This window comes from Nocardiopsis coralliicola, from assembly GCF_054779695.1.
Genome location: NZ_BAAGXT010000001.1, coordinates 51,476 through 70,477, shown reverse-complemented (window position 1 = coordinate 70,477; position 19,002 = coordinate 51,476). Strand labels below are relative to the sequence as shown.

At 75.1% G+C, this 19,002-nt stretch carries 14 protein-coding genes; 7 read left to right on the top strand and 7 right to left on the bottom strand.

What is annotated here, in order from left to right; genetic code table 11:
* Positions 1–30 precede the first annotated feature (30 nt).
* Entirely contained in the window at positions 31–954 is a 924-nt protein-coding gene (locus tag ACYVGT_RS00265) for an alpha/beta hydrolase (RefSeq protein ID WP_460854263.1), read from the top strand.
* 119 nt (positions 955–1,073) lie between these two features.
* Here the strand turns inward: ACYVGT_RS00265 and ACYVGT_RS00260 are convergent, their stop codons facing one another.
* Both ACYVGT_RS00260 and ACYVGT_RS00255 read right to left on the bottom strand, forming a co-directional pair.
* Complete coding sequence (locus ACYVGT_RS00260) at positions 1,074–3,464, bottom strand: acetyl-CoA acetyltransferase (RefSeq protein ID WP_460854262.1); 2,391 nt, start codon at positions 3,462–3,464, stop codon at positions 1,074–1,076.
* A 320-nt stretch (positions 3,465–3,784) separates the two neighbouring features.
* A complete protein-coding gene (locus ACYVGT_RS00255) occupies positions 3,785–5,986 on the bottom strand; it encodes an acyl-CoA dehydrogenase family protein (protein WP_460854261.1) in 2,202 nt (733 codons plus the stop codon).
* Positions 5,987–6,208: 222 nt separating this feature from the next.
* On the opposite strand from ACYVGT_RS00255, the gene ACYVGT_RS00250 reads away from it, so the two are divergent.
* The gene (locus ACYVGT_RS00250; RefSeq protein ID WP_460854260.1) at positions 6,209–6,814 is read left to right on the top strand and encodes a TetR/AcrR family transcriptional regulator; all 606 of its coding nucleotides are present in this window, start codon (positions 6,209–6,211) and stop codon (positions 6,812–6,814) included.
* 94 nt (positions 6,815–6,908) lie between these two features.
* Here ACYVGT_RS00250 and ACYVGT_RS00245 read toward each other — a convergent pair whose 3' ends face one another.
* The 5 genes from ACYVGT_RS00245 to ACYVGT_RS00225 all read right to left on the bottom strand — a co-directional run bounded on the left by ACYVGT_RS00245 (position 6,909) and on the right by ACYVGT_RS00225 (position 13,033).
* Positions 6,909–8,030, bottom strand: a complete 1,122-nt coding sequence (locus ACYVGT_RS00245) for an NAD(P)H-dependent flavin oxidoreductase (protein ID WP_460854259.1) — start codon at positions 8,028–8,030, stop codon at positions 6,909–6,911.
* 190 nt (positions 8,031–8,220) lie between these two features.
* Positions 8,221–9,114: an amidohydrolase family protein gene (locus tag ACYVGT_RS00240; RefSeq protein ID WP_460854258.1), complete on the bottom strand. Its 894-nt coding sequence runs from the start codon at positions 9,112–9,114 to the stop codon at positions 8,221–8,223.
* Positions 9,115–9,265: 151 nt separating this feature from the next.
* On the bottom strand, positions 9,266–10,312 hold the full coding sequence (locus tag ACYVGT_RS00235; protein ID WP_460854257.1) for an ABC transporter permease: 1,047 nt from the start codon (positions 10,310–10,312) through the stop codon (positions 9,266–9,268).
* Positions 10,309–11,820, bottom strand: coding sequence for a sugar ABC transporter ATP-binding protein (locus ACYVGT_RS00230; RefSeq protein WP_460854256.1), 1,512 nt, complete (start codon positions 11,818–11,820; stop codon positions 10,309–10,311). Before ACYVGT_RS00230 ends, ACYVGT_RS00235 begins: the two co-directional genes overlap by 4 nt.
* A gap of 151 nt (positions 11,821–11,971) precedes the next feature.
* Positions 11,972–13,033 carry a sugar ABC transporter substrate-binding protein gene (locus ACYVGT_RS00225; RefSeq protein ID WP_460854255.1) on the bottom strand — a complete coding sequence of 354 codons (1,062 nt, stop codon included), beginning with the start codon at positions 13,031–13,033 and terminating at the stop codon, positions 11,972–11,974.
* Between the two features lie 332 nt (positions 13,034–13,365).
* On the opposite strand from ACYVGT_RS00225, the gene ACYVGT_RS00220 reads away from it, so the two are divergent.
* The 5 genes from ACYVGT_RS00220 (at position 13,366) to ACYVGT_RS00200 (ending at position 18,778) form a co-directional block, all read left to right on the top strand.
* Positions 13,366–14,196: a FadR/GntR family transcriptional regulator gene (locus tag ACYVGT_RS00220; protein ID WP_460854254.1), complete on the top strand. Its 831-nt coding sequence runs from the start codon at positions 13,366–13,368 to the stop codon at positions 14,194–14,196.
* Positions 14,197–14,664: 468 nt separating this feature from the next.
* Positions 14,665–15,981 (top strand): enolase C-terminal domain-like protein, encoded by a 1,317-nt coding sequence (locus ACYVGT_RS00215; protein WP_460854253.1) that lies wholly within the window; start codon positions 14,665–14,667, stop codon positions 15,979–15,981.
* Positions 15,982–16,504: 523 nt separating this feature from the next.
* Positions 16,505–17,344: an SDR family NAD(P)-dependent oxidoreductase gene (locus tag ACYVGT_RS00210; protein ID WP_460854252.1), complete on the top strand. Its 840-nt coding sequence runs from the start codon at positions 16,505–16,507 to the stop codon at positions 17,342–17,344.
* The gene (locus ACYVGT_RS00205) at positions 17,341–18,357 is read left to right on the top strand and encodes an aldo/keto reductase (RefSeq protein WP_460854251.1); all 1,017 of its coding nucleotides are present in this window, start codon (positions 17,341–17,343) and stop codon (positions 18,355–18,357) included. Before ACYVGT_RS00210 ends, ACYVGT_RS00205 begins: the two co-directional genes overlap by 4 nt.
* A 97-nt stretch (positions 18,358–18,454) precedes the next feature.
* Positions 18,455–18,778: an L-rhamnose mutarotase gene (locus ACYVGT_RS00200; protein WP_460854250.1), complete on the top strand. Its 324-nt coding sequence runs from the start codon at positions 18,455–18,457 to the stop codon at positions 18,776–18,778.
* Positions 18,779–19,002: the final 224 nt, after the last annotated feature.

The window sequence follows — 19,002 nt, the reverse complement described above, 5'->3', positions numbered from 1 at the left end:
CCCGCACTCCGCACCACGGATGGGACCCCCATGGCACTGGACCAGGCGACACAGGACCTGCTGGCAGAGTTCGCGGCGGCGGGAGCGCCGCCGCTGCACACGTTGACGCCCGACGAAGCGCGCAAGCGCATCCGGGAGGCCAACGCCGCAGAAACCGAGGTGCCCGAGATGCACCGCACCGAAGAGCAGCGGATCGGCGCCGGCTTCCGCGTCCGCGCCCTGGTCCCGGTGCCCGAGCCGGACGGCCTCGTCGTCTACTACCACGGCGGAGGCTGGGTCACCGGCGACATCGACATCTTCGACGCGGTGGGCCGGCGCCTGGCAGCAGAGTCGGGCTGCACCGTTGCACTCGCCGACTACCGCAAGGCGCCCGAACACCCCTATCCGGCGGCGGTCGAGGACGCGTGGGAGGCGCTGGTGTGGGCGGACGCCGCCCGCGAGCGGCTCTCCGGGCGCGGCGCGCCGCTCGCCGTGGCCGGCGACAGCGCGGGCGGCAACCTCGCGGCGGTCATGGCGCAGCGGGCCGGCGCCCGGCCGGGCCCGGAGATCGCCCTGCAAGTGCTCGTCTATCCGGTGACCAGCGCCGACCAGACCACCCCGTCCTACCGCGATCCCGCCAACCAGCTCATGCTCACCACCGAGGCCATGGCGTGGTTCTGGGACCACTACTGCCCTCCGGCCCAGCGCGGCGAGACCGAGGCGAGCCCGCTGGGCGCCGGCGACCTGTCCGGACTACCGCCGGCCGCGGTGCTGCTCGCTGAGCACGACGTGCTGCGCAGCGAGGGCGAGGCGTACGCGCGGCGGCTGCGCGAGGCGGGCGTGGCGGTGCACGAGCGCCTGTTCGAAGGCCAGATGCACGGCTTCTTCACCATGCTGGGGCTGCTGCCCGCCAGCGGCGCCGCCGTCGCGCACGCGGCCCAGCGGATCGCCGCCCGAGTGGCGGCGCTCGCCTGAGGCCGCAGGACCGGCCCGCGCCGGGCGCATGCCGATCCTGAACGCCCGGCACGGCGCGCCCTGCCCTCCAACTGCGCAGAGCAGTGCTCAAGCGGAGCGGCTCCGCCGGGCGCTGCCCGTCAGCGGTTCTTCCACTGCGGCGGGCGCTTGGCGGCGAACGCGGTGACGCCCTCGGCCATGTCCTCGCTGACCATCAGCGCGTCCAGCGCGGGTGAGGGGTGGCCGACCGCCGCGAGTGTGTCGGCGATGCCCTCGGTCTCCGCCATGATCTGCAGGGAGGCGCGCACCGATGTGGGCGAGGCGGCAATGATCTCGGCGGCCACTTCGCGGGCCTCTTCCAGCGCCTTGCCCGCGGGGGCGACGCGGTTGGCCAGGCCGAGCCGGTGCGCCTCCTCGGCGGAGATCCTCCGCCCGGTCAGGATCATCTCGGTCGCGATCGCCCGCGGGATCGCGCGGGGCAGCCGCACCAGTCCGCCCGCGCCGGCGACGAGGCCGACCTTCACCTCGCTGAGCGCGAAGGAGGCCGTCGTGTCGGCGACCACCAGGTGGCAGGCGAGCGCGATCTCGCACCCACCGCCCATCGCGAAGCCGTTGACGGCCGCGATGACCGGCTTGTGCATGCCGCGCCGAGACGTGAGGCCGGCGAAGCCGTTCTTGGGGACCCACACCGGCTTGCCGGACGCCGAGTACGTGAGGTCGTTGCCGGCGCAGAACGCGGCGCCGCCGGTGCCGGTGAGGATCGCGGCCCATAGGCCCGGGTCGGCGAAGTAGGCGTCGAACACCTCGTCCAGCTCGGCGTTGGCCTCCGGGGTGAGGCTGTTGCGCGCCTCCGGGCGGTCGATGGCGACCTCGAGGAGGCGGCCGTCCCGGCGCACCCGCAGAAACTCGTAGCCGCCGGCGGAGTCACCGCGCAGTTCCGGAACGCGCACCGGGTACAGCTCCGCCATCCGCTCGTCGCTGCCGGCGACCCGGTTGCCGAAGCCGAACGAGCGCGCGAACACGCGGGCGCCGGCGGGTTCGCCGGAGGAGAGCAGGTCGAGCAGCGCGCTGTCGCCTTCGGCCGCCTGGGCGAGGAAGCGGCGGCCGTCCTCCAGGCGGCCGACGACGATGCCGGTGCGTGCGCCGTCGCGGGCATAGCTGACCGTCCAGGTCTCCACGGTGGCCCACCCGTCGGCGTAGCGCGCCCTCTCCGGAGCGGGGGCGGCGTCGAGCGCGGCCTGGATCGCGGCGCTGCGGCCGGCGCGCCATGGCGCGGGCGCCGTGGAGTAGATGCCGACCGAGTACTTGCTCAGGAATCCTCCGTTCGCTCCCACCAGGCCGAACACTCCGGGCTGCGCCCGCATCCGGTGGACGGTCTCGGCGATCGCGTGCATCGAGTAGTTGTTGCCGGCCCCGCCGAAGAAGGGCAGGCCACCGGTGAGGGTCAGCCCGCGCGGGTCGTCGGCGCTCAGGCCCAGCGCGTCGCAGATGGTGAAGACGGGCGCGGGGAAGCAGCTGTACAGGTCGAGCACCGCGAGGTCGCCGGCCTCCACCCCGGCCAGCTCCAGCGCGTGCCGCACCGCCGCGGCCGCCGCCGGGCTGGCGCCGAGGTCGGCCCGCTCCATCAGGTCGCGCTCCCGCAGGTCAGCGTGGCCGTGCAGGTAGACCCACCGGTCCTCGGGCACGCCGAGGCGGCGGGCCGCCGCCACCGACGCGAGCAGTACGGCCGCCCCCTGGTTGACCTGGTCGCGCGCCACGATGTACCGGGTGTAGGGGTCGGCGATGCGCCGGTTCTTCTCGGTGGGGGCGACCAGCTCCGCTGCGCTGCGGGCGGTGGGCGCAGCAGCGTGCGGGTTGGCGGCGGCGACCTCGGTGAACGGCGCGAACAGCGCACCCATCCGGGCGGCGTAGCTGTCCCGGTCCAGCTGCAGCCGGGTGCGCCGCGCGTTCTCGAGCAGGGCGTACTGGGCCGGTGCGCCGGTGAGGCCGTGCAGGGTCTGCTCGCGGGTGACGAGTCCTTCGAGGCCGTAGCCGCGGTCCTCCAGCTGCCCGCCGGCGGTTTCGGAGAAGTCGGGTTTGGCGTCGCTGCGGGCGAAGTGGCGGGCGGTGGAGATGGCCTCGGAGCCGAAGGCGAGGGCGACCTCTTCGCGGCCCGCAGCGATCTCGGCGGCGAGTTCGGTGACCAGGTGCTGGGGCCCCTGGCCGCCGGTGACCTCCAGGATCGCGCGGTGCGGTTCGGCACCGATGCGCCGGGTGACGGAGCGCGGGTAGTTGTCACTCCTCCCCAGCGGCGCGCGGGCGCCCGGGGTGGAGATCTCGAACTGGCGGATGCCGGCGGCGGTGCCGATGGCCGCGGCTGCGGCCGCGGGGTCAGCGCCGGTGTCGGCGAGCGCCTCGCGGGCGGCGGCAGCGGCCAGCTCTACGGCCGACAGGCCCTGGTAGCCGTCGCCGCCGATGCGCTCGGACGCCTGCCCGACGCCGATGAGGACGGGGGTGGCGGGGTCGATCCGGTCGGATGCCGGAGCGTTCATCGCGGATGCTCCTGTGCTGGACGGTGGCCGGGGGCGGCCACGGTGCGGTCAGTGTGCTCGGCCGGTCAGGACCTGCGCCAGGCGACCAGGGCGTCGAGCGCCGCAGCGGTGGCGCGGAGCAGCGAGCGGAGGCGGTCGGCGGTGAGGGCTGTGGGCATCGCGGTCTCCTCGTGGGGGTGCAGGGGCTGCGGAGATGGCTGCGGAGATGGCTGCGGCGGGCGGCCGGCCGGACCATGCGGGCGCAGTGCGATGAGCGGGACGTGCGGGGATTGGTGTTCGCGAAGACGGGGGCGCTCTGCCGGGCAGCCCTCGTCCGGGCCTCACTTCCGGGGCAGCCCGAGGCCGCGGGCGATCATGGCGCGCTGGATGTCGTTGGTGCCGCCGCCGACGACGTACATGATCGACATGCGCAGCCCGTATTCGAACGTCCCGCCGCCGGGCACCCCGGGCACGCCGGCGGACAGCGCTGCCGACGGGCCGAGGATGTCGAGGACGGCCTCGCCGAACCGCTCGGCGAGTTCGCCGCCGTAGACGCCCGCCATCGGCGCCTCCAGGCGGGCGCCCCGCCCAGCGGCGGTCGCCCGGATCGCCTCGGCCACCAGTGCGCGGGCGCCGTGGATCCCGACCGCGAGCTCCCCGATCAGGGCGCGCTTGGCCGAGCCGCGCGGGCCGACCGCCTGCGCGCGGCCGCCAGCGCGCACCGCAGCGAGGAGGTCGTCGAGCTGGCGGTGGAGGGAGGCGGCGATGTTGCCCATGGTGATCCGCTCGCCGGCCAGCGCGTCGGTGATCACCTTCCAGCCGCCGTTCACCTCGCCGATACGGCGGCTGTCGGGGACGCGCACGCCGTCGTAGAAGACGGAACAGGAGATCTCGCCGGACAGTGCCCGGTGCTGCTGGACGGTGATACCGGGGGTGTCCATCGGCACGAGGAAGACGGTGATGCCCGCGTGCCGCGGAGTCGCATCGGGGCCGGTGCGCACGGCGAGCCACACCCAGTCGGCCTCGTGCCCGCCGGTGGTCCACAGCTTCTGGCCGTTGACCACCCAGTCGCCGCCGTCGCGGACGGCGCTGGTGCGCAGCGATGCCAGGTCGGAGCCTGCTTCCGGTTCGCTGTAGCCGAGGCAGTAGCCGAGTTTGCCTTCCCGGATGAGCGGCAGGAAGGTGTCCTTCTGCTCCTGTGTGCCGTGCTTGAGGATGGAGTTGCCGAGCAGCATGACGGCGCTCAGCGGCTTGGTGACGGCGGCCCGGTGGTAGGCGCACTCCTCGTTGAGCACGACCTGTTCGGGCAGGGTGGCCCCGCGGCCGCCGTCCTCCTGCGGCCACGCCATGCCGAACCAGCCGCGCTCGGCCATTGCGGCGGTCAGCCCGGTGTCGGCGGCCATCAGGGAGGTGCGGGTCGCAGCGTGCTCGGCGAGGACGGTGCGCACCTCGGCGCGGAAGGCTTCGCCGGCCTCTCCCAGGTCGGTGGCGGGCAGCGAGCCGCCGCCCTCGACGAGGACGTCGGCGACCTCGCCGGCGGCACGCGGCAGCGCCTGCAGGCGGGTGGTGTCGCCGTGGACCCGGCGGAACAGCCAGGGGGCGCCGTGCTCCTCGAAGTAGCCGACGGCGGCGAGGGTGTGGTGGGCGCCGAGCTGCACGCGCGGCGCTGCGGCGCGGGCGTGCTCGACGGCGATCTCGGCGGCGGTGAGCCGGTCGGCGCCAGCGGCTTCGAACGCGCGCACGGCGTCGGCGATCAGGAGGTTTCCGGCGCTGACGTCGATCTGGCAGGCAGCGGTGCGCTGCTGCACCGCACCGAACGCGCCGATGGCGGTGCCGAACTGCTTCCGCTGGCAGGCGTGCTCGACGGCCATCTCGTGCGCGCGCTCTGCGGCGGCGAGGGCGCGCACCGCGAGCTGCAGGCGCAGTAGCGAAACGGCTTCGTCGGCGGCCTGCGCGGCCAGCTCCGTGCTCGCTTCGGCGGGACCGGTTCGGGCGGTCTGCCAGTCGGGCGCTGCCAGGCCGGGCAGCGGGTCGGTGCCGATCACCGGGCGCAGCTCGGCGGTTCCGGCCCCGAGGGGGAGGACGAGGACGTGGGTGGCGCCGGGCGCGTCGAGCAGCGGGGCGCCGCCGGCCGCAGCCTCGCCGAAGTCTGCACCGCCGTCCACTGCGGCGGCGACCCGTACCGCGCCCGCGGCGATGCGCTTCACCAGGCCGGTCTCTGCGGCGAAGACGCGGGAGGCGACATAAGCGTCGAGGACGGGCAGCGGGCAGGCGAGCCGGCCGAGTTCGCGGGCCAGCGCGGTGGCGGCAGCGAGCGCGCCGGCACCGGCGAGCTCCAGCCAGCCCTGCCGGGCGGCGGCGGTCCAGAGCGTGTCCAGGCCGCCGCCGCTGAGCGCGGTGGGCGCGGGCCACAGCGCGGCGGCCTGGTCGCGGGCTGCTGCGGCGAACGCGGCGACGTCCTCGGCGGGCATGGGCTCCGCCGCGGCGATGTCCTCCGGGGAGCCGCCGTTCCGGGTGCTTGCGTCCGGGGCGCTGTGCGGCATGGCTTCCTTCTTTCCGTGGTCGGAGCGCGGCGCTGAGGGTAGGGGGATGGAGTCCGGGTGCGGCCGCGGCGGTGCGGTGCACGGAAAGGCCGCAGGCAGGGGCCGTCCGGTCTCGGGCGGGACGCCCCGCATTCCTGTACGGTCTCCGTCCATTTTAGATAAACTGAACGCTAACCGTTCCGCAATTAGGGTGCAATCCCCCGGCTGTAAGAACATGGTGAGATGGCAACACGAACCGCAGGACGCCCCCGCGACCCGCACGTCGACGCGCGCCTCGCCGAGGCTGCCGTCGCCGTCTTCGGCGAGGAGGGGTGGGCGTCGTTCAGCATCGAGTCGGTCGCGCGCCGCGCCGGGGTCGGCAAGGCATCGGTCTACCTGCGCTGGAGCAGCAAGGAGGACCTCCTCGTCGACGCCCTCAACCGCAGCCTCGGCAACGTCGAGGACGTCGACACCGGAACCGTCCGCGGCGACCTGGTGCAGCTGGTCGAGCAGTTGCTCCGGCTCTACACCGACGAGCACGGCGGCGCCGCGCTGCGCCTGTCGCTGGAGGCGCGGCGCACACCGGGGCTGGCGGAGCGCTACGAGCGCATGGCCGAGCAGCAGATCCTCGCGGCGCGGGCGATCGTGCGCCGCGGCATCGCCCGCGGCGAGCTGCCGGAGGACACGTCGGTGACGCTGCTGCTGGACGCCCTGTGCGGCGGGGCGATGAACCACGCGCTGACGACACCGCCGCACCTGCGCGCGGGCCTGCCCGCGAAGGCCGGCGCCTACGCCGAGGAGTTCGTCGGCTTCGTCCTGGCCTCGGTGCTCACGCCAGCACCCGGATAGAGCGGCGGCCGGACCGCACCGCCGGCTGCCCGTCCGGCCCGCGCCGGGAGCGCGGACAGGACACCGGCGGAAGAAGCAGCCCGCGCGCCGGCGGTCACTCCAGCAGCGCGGCGACCCGCTCGATCTCGCGGCGGCACTCGGCGGCCATGGCGCGGGTGATCTCGGCGGCCGGGCGCAGCGCGCGGAATCCGCCGACCACCTGGCCGACGAAGAACGACTCCAGCTCCAGGGCGCCGGGGTGGCCTTCCTGGGCGGCTTTGTCGATGCGGATCCAGGCGTCGGTGGCGAGCATCGGCTGCAGCGGCATCGGCAGCGGCTCCGGGCTCTCCGGCTTCGCCCACTCGTCGTGCCAGGCGCTGCGCAACTGCCGGGCGGGCTTGCCGGTGCGGGTGGACGAGCGCAGGGTGTCGGAGCTGGCCGCAGCGAGGAACTTCTGCTTGATCGCCTCGATCGCGACGTCCTCGTGCGCCGACAGCCACACCGAGCCGCACCACACGCCGGCCGCTCCGAGCGCGAGCGCGGCAGCCATCTGGCGGCCGCCCGCGATCCCGCCGGCGGCGAGCACCGGAGTGCCGCCCGCGAGATCGACGATCTCGGGGGTGAGCACGGTGGTGGCGATGGTGCCGGTGTGTCCGCCCGCCTCGGTGCCCTGGGCGACGAGCACGTCGACCCCGGCGGCGAGCTGACGCTCGGCGTGCTTCCCCTGGCCGACCAGCGACGCGACGACCACGCCGCTCCTCTTCGCCCGGCCCACGAGTTCGGGCGGCGGCGTGCCGAGCGCGTTGGCGATCAGCGCGATGCGGTGCGCGAAGGCGACGTCGAGCAGTGCGGGCACGCCGCTGGGGTCGAAATTGGCGGCGACCCCGTCGAAGGCGCCGGGCGGCCGGTCCCCGGCCGGGATGCCGTACTTCTCCATCAGGCCGTCGACGAAGTCGATGTGCCCCTGAGGGATCTGCTTGCGCAGGCTGGCGACGAGGCCGGCGGGGTCGCCGCCGGCGGTCTTCCCGGGGACGAGGAGGTCGACGCCGTAGGGGCGACCGCCGACCTGCCCCTCGATCCAGGTCAGCTGGGCGTCCAGCTCCTCGGGGGTGTAGGCGGTGGCGGCCAGGACCCCGAATCCGCCGGCCCTGGTCACTTCGGCGACCACGGCGGGCGAGCGGTTGAAGCCCACGATCGGGTGCTCGACACCCAGGAGTTCGGTGAGCGCAGTGCGCATTGCAGCCCCAATCTCTGTGCTGGTTCCGGCGCCCGGTACCGGCAGCGGCGGAGGCCCGCCCATTCGTGAACGAATCCCGTCCGCAATGGGGTGCAGGCTAGTGCGGGCCTGCCGCGTCGGGCAAGGGGGCGGCGGCGTTCCGCTCAGCTGACCGTCCCGCCGGCGCACTATCCGGCGCTGCCGGCGCTGGTCACACGGCCAGGCGGTAGACCCGGGCTGCGGTGCCGCCGAAGACGGCGGCCTGTTCGGAGGCAGACAGGCCCGAGGTGGCCGCTTCGGCGAGGGCGACCACGCGGCCGTGGCCGGCGGCGAGCGTGCACACCGGCCAGTCGGTGCCGAACATCAGCCGCTCCGGGCCGAACAGCTCGAGCGCGCGGTCGGTGAAGGGGAGGACGTCGCCGGGCACCCAGCACGCCCAATCGGCTTCGGTGACCAGGCCGGACAGCTTGGCGGCGGTGTTCGGCTCGGCAGCCAGGGCGGCGAACCCGTCGGCCCACGGCCCAGCTACGGGCCCCTCCCCCGCGGCGATCGGCGGCTTGCCGAGGTGGTCGAGTACGAAGCGCACCTCGGGCAGCGCCCGCACCGCGCGAACGGCCGCACCGATCTGGGCGGGGGTGACGAGCAGGTCGACGGCGAGGCCGCGGCGCCCGGCCTCGGCCATCCCGCGGCGCACCGCCGGCCGGCCGAGCCAGTCCGGGTCAGGCTCGGCCTCGGCGGGATGGCGCAGCGCGACCAGCCGCCCGGGGCGGTCGGCGAGCGCGTCGAGCTCCGCGCCGATGCCGGGCGACTCCAGGTCGGCCCAGCCCACCACGCCGGCCACCGGACCCGGGCCCGCCGCGGCGTCCAGCAGGGCCCGGGTCTCCTCAGCGGAGTTGGCCGCCTCGACGGCGATGGTGGCGCCGATGCCCGCGGCGCCGGCGAGGGGCGCGAGGTCGGCGATGGCGAACCGGCCCTGGAGCGGCCCGGTGCCCGGACCGGACAGCCGGGGGTAGGCGCGCTCGGCCGTGTCCCAGAGGTGGTGGTGGGCGTCGATGCGGAGCCCGTCCGCACTGCCGCCCGCGGAGTCCGCCTGCTGCTCGCCCACTTCGCCTCCCGCGTCTTCGGCGTGTTCCTCGTGGTGTGCCGGGCGCTGCCGGCCGGCCTGCGGGTTCAGGGCGGGTCCGCCTGCACCGCGCCCCGGCGGCGCCGCATCCCGCTGCGCGGCCCCGCGTGCGCCCGCGCAGGGCCCGCGCCGGTCATGTCTGCGCCTTGCCGGTGGTGACCCGGGCGACGATCAGCGCGAGCAGGATGATGGCCCCCTGCACGGCCTGGATCCAGAAGGTGGACACCTGGGCGATGGTGAGCAGGTTGGTGACCGTGCCCAGCAGCAGCACGCCGGTGAGTGCGCCGAACATGGTGCCGCGCCCGCCGTCCAGGCTGATGCCGCCGATCACGGCCGCAGCGAAGACCGTGAAGATCATGTCGGCGCCCTGGTCGGCGCTGATCGCGCCGACGTAGCCGGTGAGCATCAGGCCGCCGAGCGAGGCGAGCACGCCGCCGATCGTGTAGACCGCGATGACGGTGCTGTCGACCTTGATTCCCGCGGCGTGCGCGGCGCGGGCGTTGCCGCCGATGGCGTACAGCGACCGGCCGAGCCGGTGGTAGCGCAGCGCGAACCCGGCGATGGCGAAGGCGCTCAGGGCCACCCACACCGAGGCGGGGACGCCGAGGAAGGTGGCCGTCGCGATCGCGAAGAACGCGTCGGGCATGTCGAACAGCGTCTGGCCCTCGGTGATGCCGACGTGCAAGCCGCGCAGCACGATGAGCATCGCCAGCGTCACGATGAACGCGTTGAGCTGCAGCTTGACGACGAGTACGCCGTTGAAGAGTCCGACGGCGGCGCCCATGGCGACGGTCGCGATGATGCCGACGGCGACCGGCAGCTCGGTGCCGAATCCGGCCGAGGCGGCGGGCAGCACCAGCAGCGCGCCGAAGGCCGGTGCCAGGCCCACGGTCGACTCGATGGACAGGTCGAATTTGCCGCTGATCAGGATGAGGGCCTCGGCGAGCACCATCATCGCCAGCGCCGCGGAGGCGCCGAGGATGCTGACGAGGTTGGCTTCGCTGAGGAAGTTGGGGCTGATGAAGCCGCCGATGACCAGCAGCAGCGCGATCGCCGGCACCAGTGCCAGTTCGCGGAGCCGCTCCCAGAGCAGGCGGCGCACCGCAGAGCTGCGGTCGGCTCCCGCGGGTGCGCTGGCGGCCGTGGCGGGGCTGCCGGCCGGGGTTCCTTGGAGCGTCACGCGCTGATCCCTTCGATCGATCCGACCAGGTCGGCCTCGCGCCAGCCGGCCGGGTACTCGGAGACGGCGGCGCCGTGCCGCAGCACCACGACGCGGTCGCAGCGGCGCAGGTCGTCGATTTCGTCGGAGACGACGAGCACCGCGGTGCCGCGGGCCCGGACGTCGTCGACGACGCCGAGCAGCGACTCCTTGGATTTCACGTCCACTCCGGCGGTGGGGTTGATGAGCACCAGCACCGCGGGGTCGGTGGCCAGGGCGCGCGCCATGACCACCTTCTGCTGGTTGCCGCCGGAGAGGTCGGCGACCGGCTGTCCGGGGCCGTCGGTGCGGACGTCGAGGCGGCCGATGAACTCCTCGGCGGCGGCGCGCAGCCGCCGCGGCAGCACGGCGCCGGCCGGGCCGAGGCGGCCGGCGCGCGTCATGGTGCCGTTGTCGGCGACGGAGAGGGGGGTGACCAGGCCCTGCTGGTGCCGGTCGCGCGGCACGCAGCCGACGCCGGCGGCCAGTGCGGCGGCGACGTTGCCGGGCGGGACGGCCTTGCCGGCCACCTCCACGGTGCCGGCCGCGGGCCGGCGCAGCCCGGCAGCGCACTCGGCGACCTCGGCCTTGCCGCTGGCGCTGCTTCCGGCCAGGCCGACCACCTCGCCGGGGCGGACCTCCAGGCCGATGCCGGTGAAGCCGTCGCCGGCGAGGCCGCGCACGGCGAGGGCCGGGGTGCCGCCGACCGGTTCGCGCGGCGCCGCCACACCGGCGGTGAGCGCCTCAGCCGCGCCGGTCATCGCCTCGACCAGTTCGGTGCGGTCCAGCTGCTCCACCGGCGCGGTGACGACCTTGCGGGCGTCGCGCAACACGGTGACGTCCTGGCAGACCTCGTACACCTCGTGCAGGTGGTGGGAGATGTAGAGGAAGGTGACGCCGGCTTCCTGCAGGGACCGCATGCGTGCGAACAGCCGCTCGATCTCGTTCTTGTCGAGCTGGGCGGTGGGCTCGTCGAGCACGATGAAGCGTGCCCCGCGGGACAGCGCCCGGGCGATCTCGACGAGCTGGCGGTCCTCCACGCCGAGGTCGCTGATCTGGCGGCGCACGTCGACCCGGACATCCCACTGCTCCAGCAGCTCGCCGGCCTCCCGCTCCAGGCGGCGCCAGTCGATCATGCCGAACCGGCGGACCGGCTGGCGGTGCACGAAGAGGTTCTCGGCGACGGTGAGGTGCTCGATGGCGGTGGAGCGCTGGTAGACGCAGGCCACCCGGGTGCGCCAGCCCTCCCGGTCGGAGAGTGCGGGCGCCGGCGCGCCGGCGAAGGAGATGCGGCCGGTGTCGGGCGCGGCGATCCCGGTCAGCAGGGACACCAGGGTGGACTTGCCGGCGCCGTTGCGGCCGACCAGCGCGTGCGAGCGGCCGCGGTGCACGGCGAGGTCCACGCCGGACAGCGCGACCGTCGAGCCGAAACGGCGCCCCACGCCCGCCGCCTCGGCGATCGGCGGCTCCGGGCTCGGGTCTGGACTCATGCTGCAGCTCCTTCGCGGAGGCGGAGTGGGGGCGGGGCAGGTCGGACGCGGCCGACGGGCCGGTGGAGCGGCCCGCGGCCGCATCCGCACGGGGCACCGGGCCCATCCGGATGCGGCCGCGGGACCACAGGCACCGCCGGGGGCGCGGCGGTCAGCCGTCGCTGCCGTCGTCCTCGGCGGGCGAGGGCTCTTCGAGGGTGTTGCCCCACAGCGACGGGTCGTCGACGTTCTCCTCGGTGACCAGCGGCGTCGGCAGCTGGTCCTCGAGCATGCCGTTCTCCAGCTCGACGATCTCGCTGCCGTGGTCGGTGGGGCCCGGCTCGAAGGTCCGGCCGGTCATCGCGGCCTCGATGTAGTAGAGGCCGTAGCCGGCGTAGTCGTCGGCGGGCTGGGAGAGCGTCGCGTCGATGTCGCCGCGGCGGATGGCGTCCAGCTCCTGCGGGATGCCGTCGTTGGAGACGATCGTGATGTGGCCCTCTTCGCCGCGCTTGTGCAGCATGTCCTTGCTCTTCAGGGTCTGCAGGGTGGGCGCGAGGTAGACGCCGCCGGCCTGCATGTAGATCGCGTCGACGTCGGGGTGGTCGTTGAGCAGCCCGTCGAGCTTGGCGGCCGCCTGCTCGCCGTCCCACTCGGCGGCGACGTTGAGCACCTCGAGGTCGGGGTAGTCCTCGTCGGCGCAGTCCTGGAACGCCTCGGACCGGTCGCGGCCGTTGATCGAGGCGAGGTCGCCCTGGATCTGGATGACCTTGCCCTCGGTGACCTCCTCGCCGATGTACTTGCACGCCTCTTCGCCGTAGCCGCGGTTGTCGGCGCGCACGACCATGAACACCTCGCCCTCGTCGGGAGCGACGTCGACCGCGACCACGGGCACGTCGCGCTCCTCGGCGCGGTTGAGGCCGGTGGCGATGGCGGCACTGTCGATGGGCGCCACGACCAGGCCGGACACCCCCTGGTTGAGCAGGTTGTTGATGTCGGTGGTCTGCTGCGCGGCGTCGTTGTCGGAGTTGACCGACGGCAGCACGTGGACGTCGTTCTCGACGGCCTTCTGCGGGATGTAGTCGTTGTAGGACTGCCAGAACGGCGACGTGAGCATCGGCAGGACGGCTCCGACGTCGCCGGATCCTTCTCCGGCCGAATCGGCGGTGCTGCCGCATCCGGCGACCAGGACGAGCGCGCCCGCGAGCGCCGACGTCCGGAGGAGGGTGCTGGGCATCTCGGCTCCTTGGGGGGGGGTTCGCGGCGCTGCGCTGGAGCTGCGCCGGGGCGAGAGGACCGGCCCGCTCCGACCGGCCGCCGGGGGAGGCAGCACGTCATCGGACAATAGCGTCGGACCAGATCTCGATATTCGCCGGATATGCCCGATTAAAGACACCTCGGACCACAATCCCGGCCAATTGGTATGATCTCTTCTACTCCCGACACTGAGACGTGTCAAACAAGCGTGTCGGCGGGGGTCGGCGGCGACCCGCCCGGACATGTCCGGCCCCGCGGGCGCACCGATCCCCCCGGCGGCACGGCCGGTACGAGCGGATCGGATGGCCCCGCATGACCACGGACCACGACCCGGCCCACCCCCGGACTTCGGTCGCCCGCCGTGCGATCGAGCAGGTCAAGGAGATGATCGCGAGCGGCTCCCTGCGGCCCGGGCAGCGGCTGCCCACCGAGCGCGAGTTCGCCGCGCAGCTGGGCCTGTCCCGCAGCTCCATGCGGGAGGCGATCAGCGCGCTGGCAGTGCTGGGGATCGTGGAGATCCGGCACGGGTCCGGCGCTTACGTCTCCTCGCTCAGCCCGCGCGACCTGCTGGAGGCGCTCGGCTCGGTGGCCGAGGTATCCAGCGGAGCGACGCTGGTGGAGCTGATGGAGGTGCGCCGCCTTCTGGAGGGGCACGCGGCGGCCGCCGCTGCGGCGCGGATCGGCGCGGCCGGGCTGGCCGAGGTCCGCGCCCACCTGGACCGGATGGAGCGGGGCGGACCGGTCGAGGAGATGATCGCCGCCGACCACGACTTCCACCAGGCCATCGCCGAGGCGTCCGGCAACGCGGCGCTCGCCGCGATCCTCGCCGGGCTCTCCTCGCGCACGTTCGGCGCCCGCGTCTGGCGGGGCCACCGGGCGGCCGAGGTCATGCAGCGCCTGCACGCCGAGCACCAGCGCATCTACGACGCCCTGGAAGGCCGCGACCCCGGTGCGGCCGAGGCCGCCGCGGCCGCCCACGTCCTCGAGGTGGAGGGGTGGCTGCGCCAGCGGGGCGCCGCCGGCCAGGGCACCGGCCTGCCCGCGGAGGCAGCCGGCGGCGGGACTCCGGACCCGCCGGACGGGCCCGCAGCCGTGCCCGACGCCGGACCGCCCGGCCCCGCAGCGGACGCCGTGGCCGACTAGGGTGTGCCGGGCGGGCACCCGGTCTGCTGCGTGGCGCCCTGGCACGCCCCTCGCGGCGTTCTCCTCTCCTCGACAGGACAACCCCGCCCTGACCCCTTCGCCGGCCGTGCGACGGGTGCACCGCCGACACCGCTCGCGACGAACACCACCCACCCAACACGCCCTGGGGGCCCGCGGCCGCCCCCGGCGCGGTGCGCGGCACCGCACGGCCGGGCAGTGCGCGGCCGGTGACCCGCGGGCCAGGGCCGTGCGCTGCGCGGATCAGCGGCAGTCTTGACAGCCGGCGCCCCCGCTCCGTAAAAGTGGTCGGACAATCCGGTCGGATCCCTGCGAACCGGCCGAATGGGCACCGGCACCGCCCCCCCCCCCGTCCGGACGCCGGTGCACCGTTGCGGTGTCCGCGTCCCGCCCCGTCCCCCGACCTGCGGGCCGGTGCTGCGCCGCGGCCCCCCGAGCGAGGGAGTGCGCTTGACCGCCACCATCGTCGACATCGAGGTGCACGACGTCCGCTTCCCCACGTCGCGCGAGCTCGACGGCTCCGACGCAATGAACCCCGACCCCGACTATTCGGCCGCCTACGCCGTGCTGCGCACCGACAGCGGCCCCGACGGCCACGGGTTCACCTTCACCATCGGCCGCGGCACCGAGGTGTGCGCCGCCGCGATCCGCGCCTATGCCCCCCTCGTCATCGGGCTTCCGGTCGACGAGGTCACCGGCGACCTGGGCGGCTTCGCCCGCCGGCTGACCGGCGACTCCCAGCTGCGCTGGCTCGGGCCGGAGAAGGGCGCGGTGCACTTGGCGGCCGGCGCACTGGTCAACGCGGCCTTCGACCTTGCGGCGCGGCGGGCCGGCGCACCGCTGTGGCGGCTGCTGTCCGCGATGTCGCCGGAGGACATCGCCGACCTGGCCGACTGGCGCTACCTGAGTGACGCGCTCACCCGGGACGAAGCGGTCGCGCTGCTGCGGGCCGCGGAGCCGGGCCGCGCCGAGCGCACGGCGGCGCTGCTGCGCGACGGCTACCCCGCCTATACGACGACGCCGGGCTGGCTCGGCTACTCCGACGAGCGGCTGGTGCAGCTCTCGCGGGCGGCCGCGGAGGAGGGCTTCACCCAGGTCAAACTGAAGGTCGGCGGCGACCTCGGCGACGACAGGCGCCGGCTGCGCCTGGCCCGCGAAGCGGTCGGGCCCGGGGTGCGGATCGCGGTCGACGCCAACCAGCGCTGGGACGTCGGCGAGGCCGTGGCGTGGATGCGCGAGCTCGCGCAGTTCGACCCGTACTGGATCGAGGAGCCCACCTCGCCCGACGACGTACTGGGCCACGCCGCGGTGCGCCGGGGTGTGGCCCCGATCAAGGTCGCCACCGGTGAGCACGCCCAGAACCGGGTGATCGTCAAGCAGCTGCTGCAGGCCGAGGCGGTCGACGTGGTGCAGCTGGACGCCTGCCGGGTGGGCGGGGTCGCGGAGAACATCGCCATCCTGCTGCTGGCGGCGAAGTTCGGGGTGCCGGTCTGCCCGCACGCCGGCGGCGTCGGCCTGTGCGAAGTGGTGCAGCACCTCGCCATGTTCGACTTCGTGGCGGTCAGCGGCACGGTGGCGGACCGGGCGGTGGAGTACGTCGACCACCTCCACGAGCACTTCGCCGACCCGGTGCGCGTCGCGGCCGGCGCCTACCGCGCCCCCGAGGCCCCCGGCATGAGCGCCGAGATCCTCCCGGACTCGCTGCGCGACTACGCCTTCCCCAACGGCGCCGCATGGCGCTCCGCAGCCGCGGACACACCCCGATGACCGCGCCGGCCAGCGGCCCCGGGAGCGTCCGCTGCAGCGGCCCGGACCGCGGCCCCCGCACTGCGCCCGTCCGCAATCGGGCGGCCGAGGGCGGTCCTGCCGCTCCGCCGGGCAGCAGCACCGGTGGCGGTACCCACCCCGGAGCCCTCCGCGGCGGCGTCCGGGCCGGTGCCCGCCGTCCCCGCATCGCCGAGCGCAGCGCTGCCGGACGGACAGGCCGCCGAGCAGGCAGTGGGACGGCCAGCGGCCAGCCCCCGGCGGCCGGCGCAGCGGCCGGCTGCTCCGGCGCCGATGGCTCCCCGTCCGCGCCCGACCGGGCTCCGGGCCCGCCGGGGACGGCACGGGGGACCGGACGGTGCGGCCGCCCCCGGGACCCGAACCGCACCGATCACCGCCGGAAGCGGCGGCACCGACCGCGGCGCGCTGCCGCAGGGAACGGAGGAACCCGGATGAGCACGGTGGTCCTTGTGCAGAGCGGTTGCAGCCGGCGGCGCGCCGCCGGCCCCGCGGACGGGGGTGCGTGATGGCGGGCGGGTTCGACGGCGTGCGCGTGCTCGTCACCGGCGGCGCCTCCGGCATCGGCCGGGCTTCCGCCGAGCACCTCGCGGACCGGGGCGCCCGCGTGGTCTGCCTCGACCGCGACCTGGACCCCCGGACCGTCCCGGAAGGCACCGCGGCCAGCTCCGCCGCCGCGGTCCCGTTCTGGCCGGGCGGTGTCCGCGACGCGGACGCGCCGCTGCGGGCGGTTCGGGCCGACGTGGGCGACGACACCGCGGTGCGGGCCGCAGTGGCTGCGGCGGCCGCAGAGCTGGGCGGGCTGGACGTCCTCGTCAACAACGCCGGGATCGGCGCGCAGGGCACGGTCGCCGACAACCCCGACGAGGAGTGGCGCCGGGTCTTCGACGTGAACGTGTTCGGCCTGGTCCGGGTCTCCCGCGCGGCGCTGCCCCACCTGCGCCGCGCGGCCGGCGAGCGCGGCGGCGCGGCGATCGTGAACACCGCCAGTATCGCCGCGACGGCCGGCCTGCCCCAGCGGGCGCTGTATTCGGCGAGCAAGGGGGCAGTCGCGTCGCTGACGCTGGCCATGGCTGCCGACCACGTCGCCGACGGGATCCGGGTGACCAGCGTCAACCCCGGCACCGTCGACACTCCGTGGGTCGGGCGGCTGCTGGAGGCCGCGCCCGACCCGGCCGCGGAGCGGGCCGCGCTGGAGGCGCGCCAGCCGACCGGCCGGCTCGTCTCCGCCGGCGAGGTGGCCGCGGCGATCGCCTACCTGGCCGCGCCGGACTCGGCCGCGACCACCGGCACCGCGCTGGCGGTCGACGGCGGTATGCAGGGGCTGCGGCTGCGGAGCCCGCGGTGAGCGCGCCGGCCGCGGGCGCACCGGCGCCGGGGGCCGTCCGCGAACTGGGGTCCAGCGGCGTCCGGGTCAGCGCGCTCAGCCTGGGCACCGCGCCGCTGGGCGGTCTGTACACCGCGGTGGACCGGGAGGCGGCGCTGGCGACGGTGGGCGCCGCGCTGGACGCCGGCGTCTCCTACGTGGACACCGCGCCGCACTACGGGCTGGGCCGCGCCGAGGAGCTGCTCGGCGCGGCGCTCGCGGGCCGGGCGCGCCCGGCGGTCTCCACCAAGGTGGGCCGGCGGCTGCGTCCGCTGCGCCCCGGCGAGGAGCCCGAGCCGGAGGGGTTCGCCGCCCCGCCGCCGCGGCGCCGCGTCTGGGACTTCTCCCGCGCCGGCGTGCGCGCCGCGCTGGAGGAGAGCCTGGAGCGGCTCGGGCTGGACCGGGTCGACATCGTCTACCTGCACGATCCCGACGTGCGCCCGGAGCACGAGCGGGAGGTGTACGAGACGGCCTATCCGGCACTGGCCCAGCTGCGCGATCAGGGCGTGGTGGGGGCGATCGGCGCCGGCATGAACCAGGCGGCGATGCTCACCCGGTTCGTGGAGCGGCTCGACCTGGACGCGGTGCTGTGCGCCGGCCGCTACACGCTGCTCGACGGCTCCGCGCTGCACGGGCTGTTCCCGGCCTGCCAGCGGCGGGGCACCTCGGTGGTCGTCGGCGGGGTGTTCAACTCGGGTCTGCTGGCCGATCCGAGGCCGGGTGCCCGGTTCGACTACGCGCCGGCGCCCCCGCACCTGGTGGAGCGCGCCGCCGAGCTGCAGCGGACCTGCGCGGCGTACGGCGTACCGCTGCGGGCGGCCGCGCTGCGCTACGCCGCGGCGCACCCGGCGGTCGCCTCGGTCCTGGTGGGCTGCCGCAGCGCAGCGGAGGTGCGGGAGAACGCCGCCGCCTGGTCGCAGCCGGTTCCCGGCGCGCTGTGGGACGCCCTCGCCCTGCCCGGCCCCCGCCCCTCCCCCGCGGGTGCATCCCGGTGACCCCGGCGGCGGAGCCCGCTGCTTCCCGGGCGCGTGGCCGCGCGCCCGGCCACGTCCCGCGTCCGCGGCGTGCGGGCGCCGACCGAGAGAGGCATCCATGGAACGCATCGGCCAGGTCGTGCGGCTCCGGCCCGAGCACCGCGAGGAGTACATCCGGCTGCACCGCGAGGTGTGGCCGCAGGTGCAGGACCAGATCAAGGCCAGCAACATCGCCGACTACACGATCTACCTCTACGGCGACCTGCTGTTCAGCCACTTCGTCTACACCGGCACCGACTTCGCCGCCGACATGGCCGCCATGGCCGCCGACCCCGCAACCCAGCGCTGGTGGCTGCTGACCGACCCCTGCCAGGAGGCGCTCCCCGCGCACACCGGCGAACGGCCGTGGGCGCCGATGGAGGAGGTCTTCCACCTCGACTGACCGGGCTAGCACCCGGCGGGCCGCTGCGGAGCGGGCGCCTCCGGGGCCGCCCGAACCCTGGACAGGCCACGGAGGGTGATACCGCGGCGCTCTCGAATCCGGTGATCTGCGACCCCCGAGAGGCAGTCGAGCCGGAGTGACACGCTGGGTGACTGGGGGATTGCACGGGCGGGAGGGGCGGGTTAGAACGGTCTGGGCGCGTGATCGGCACGCCGCCCGCTGAG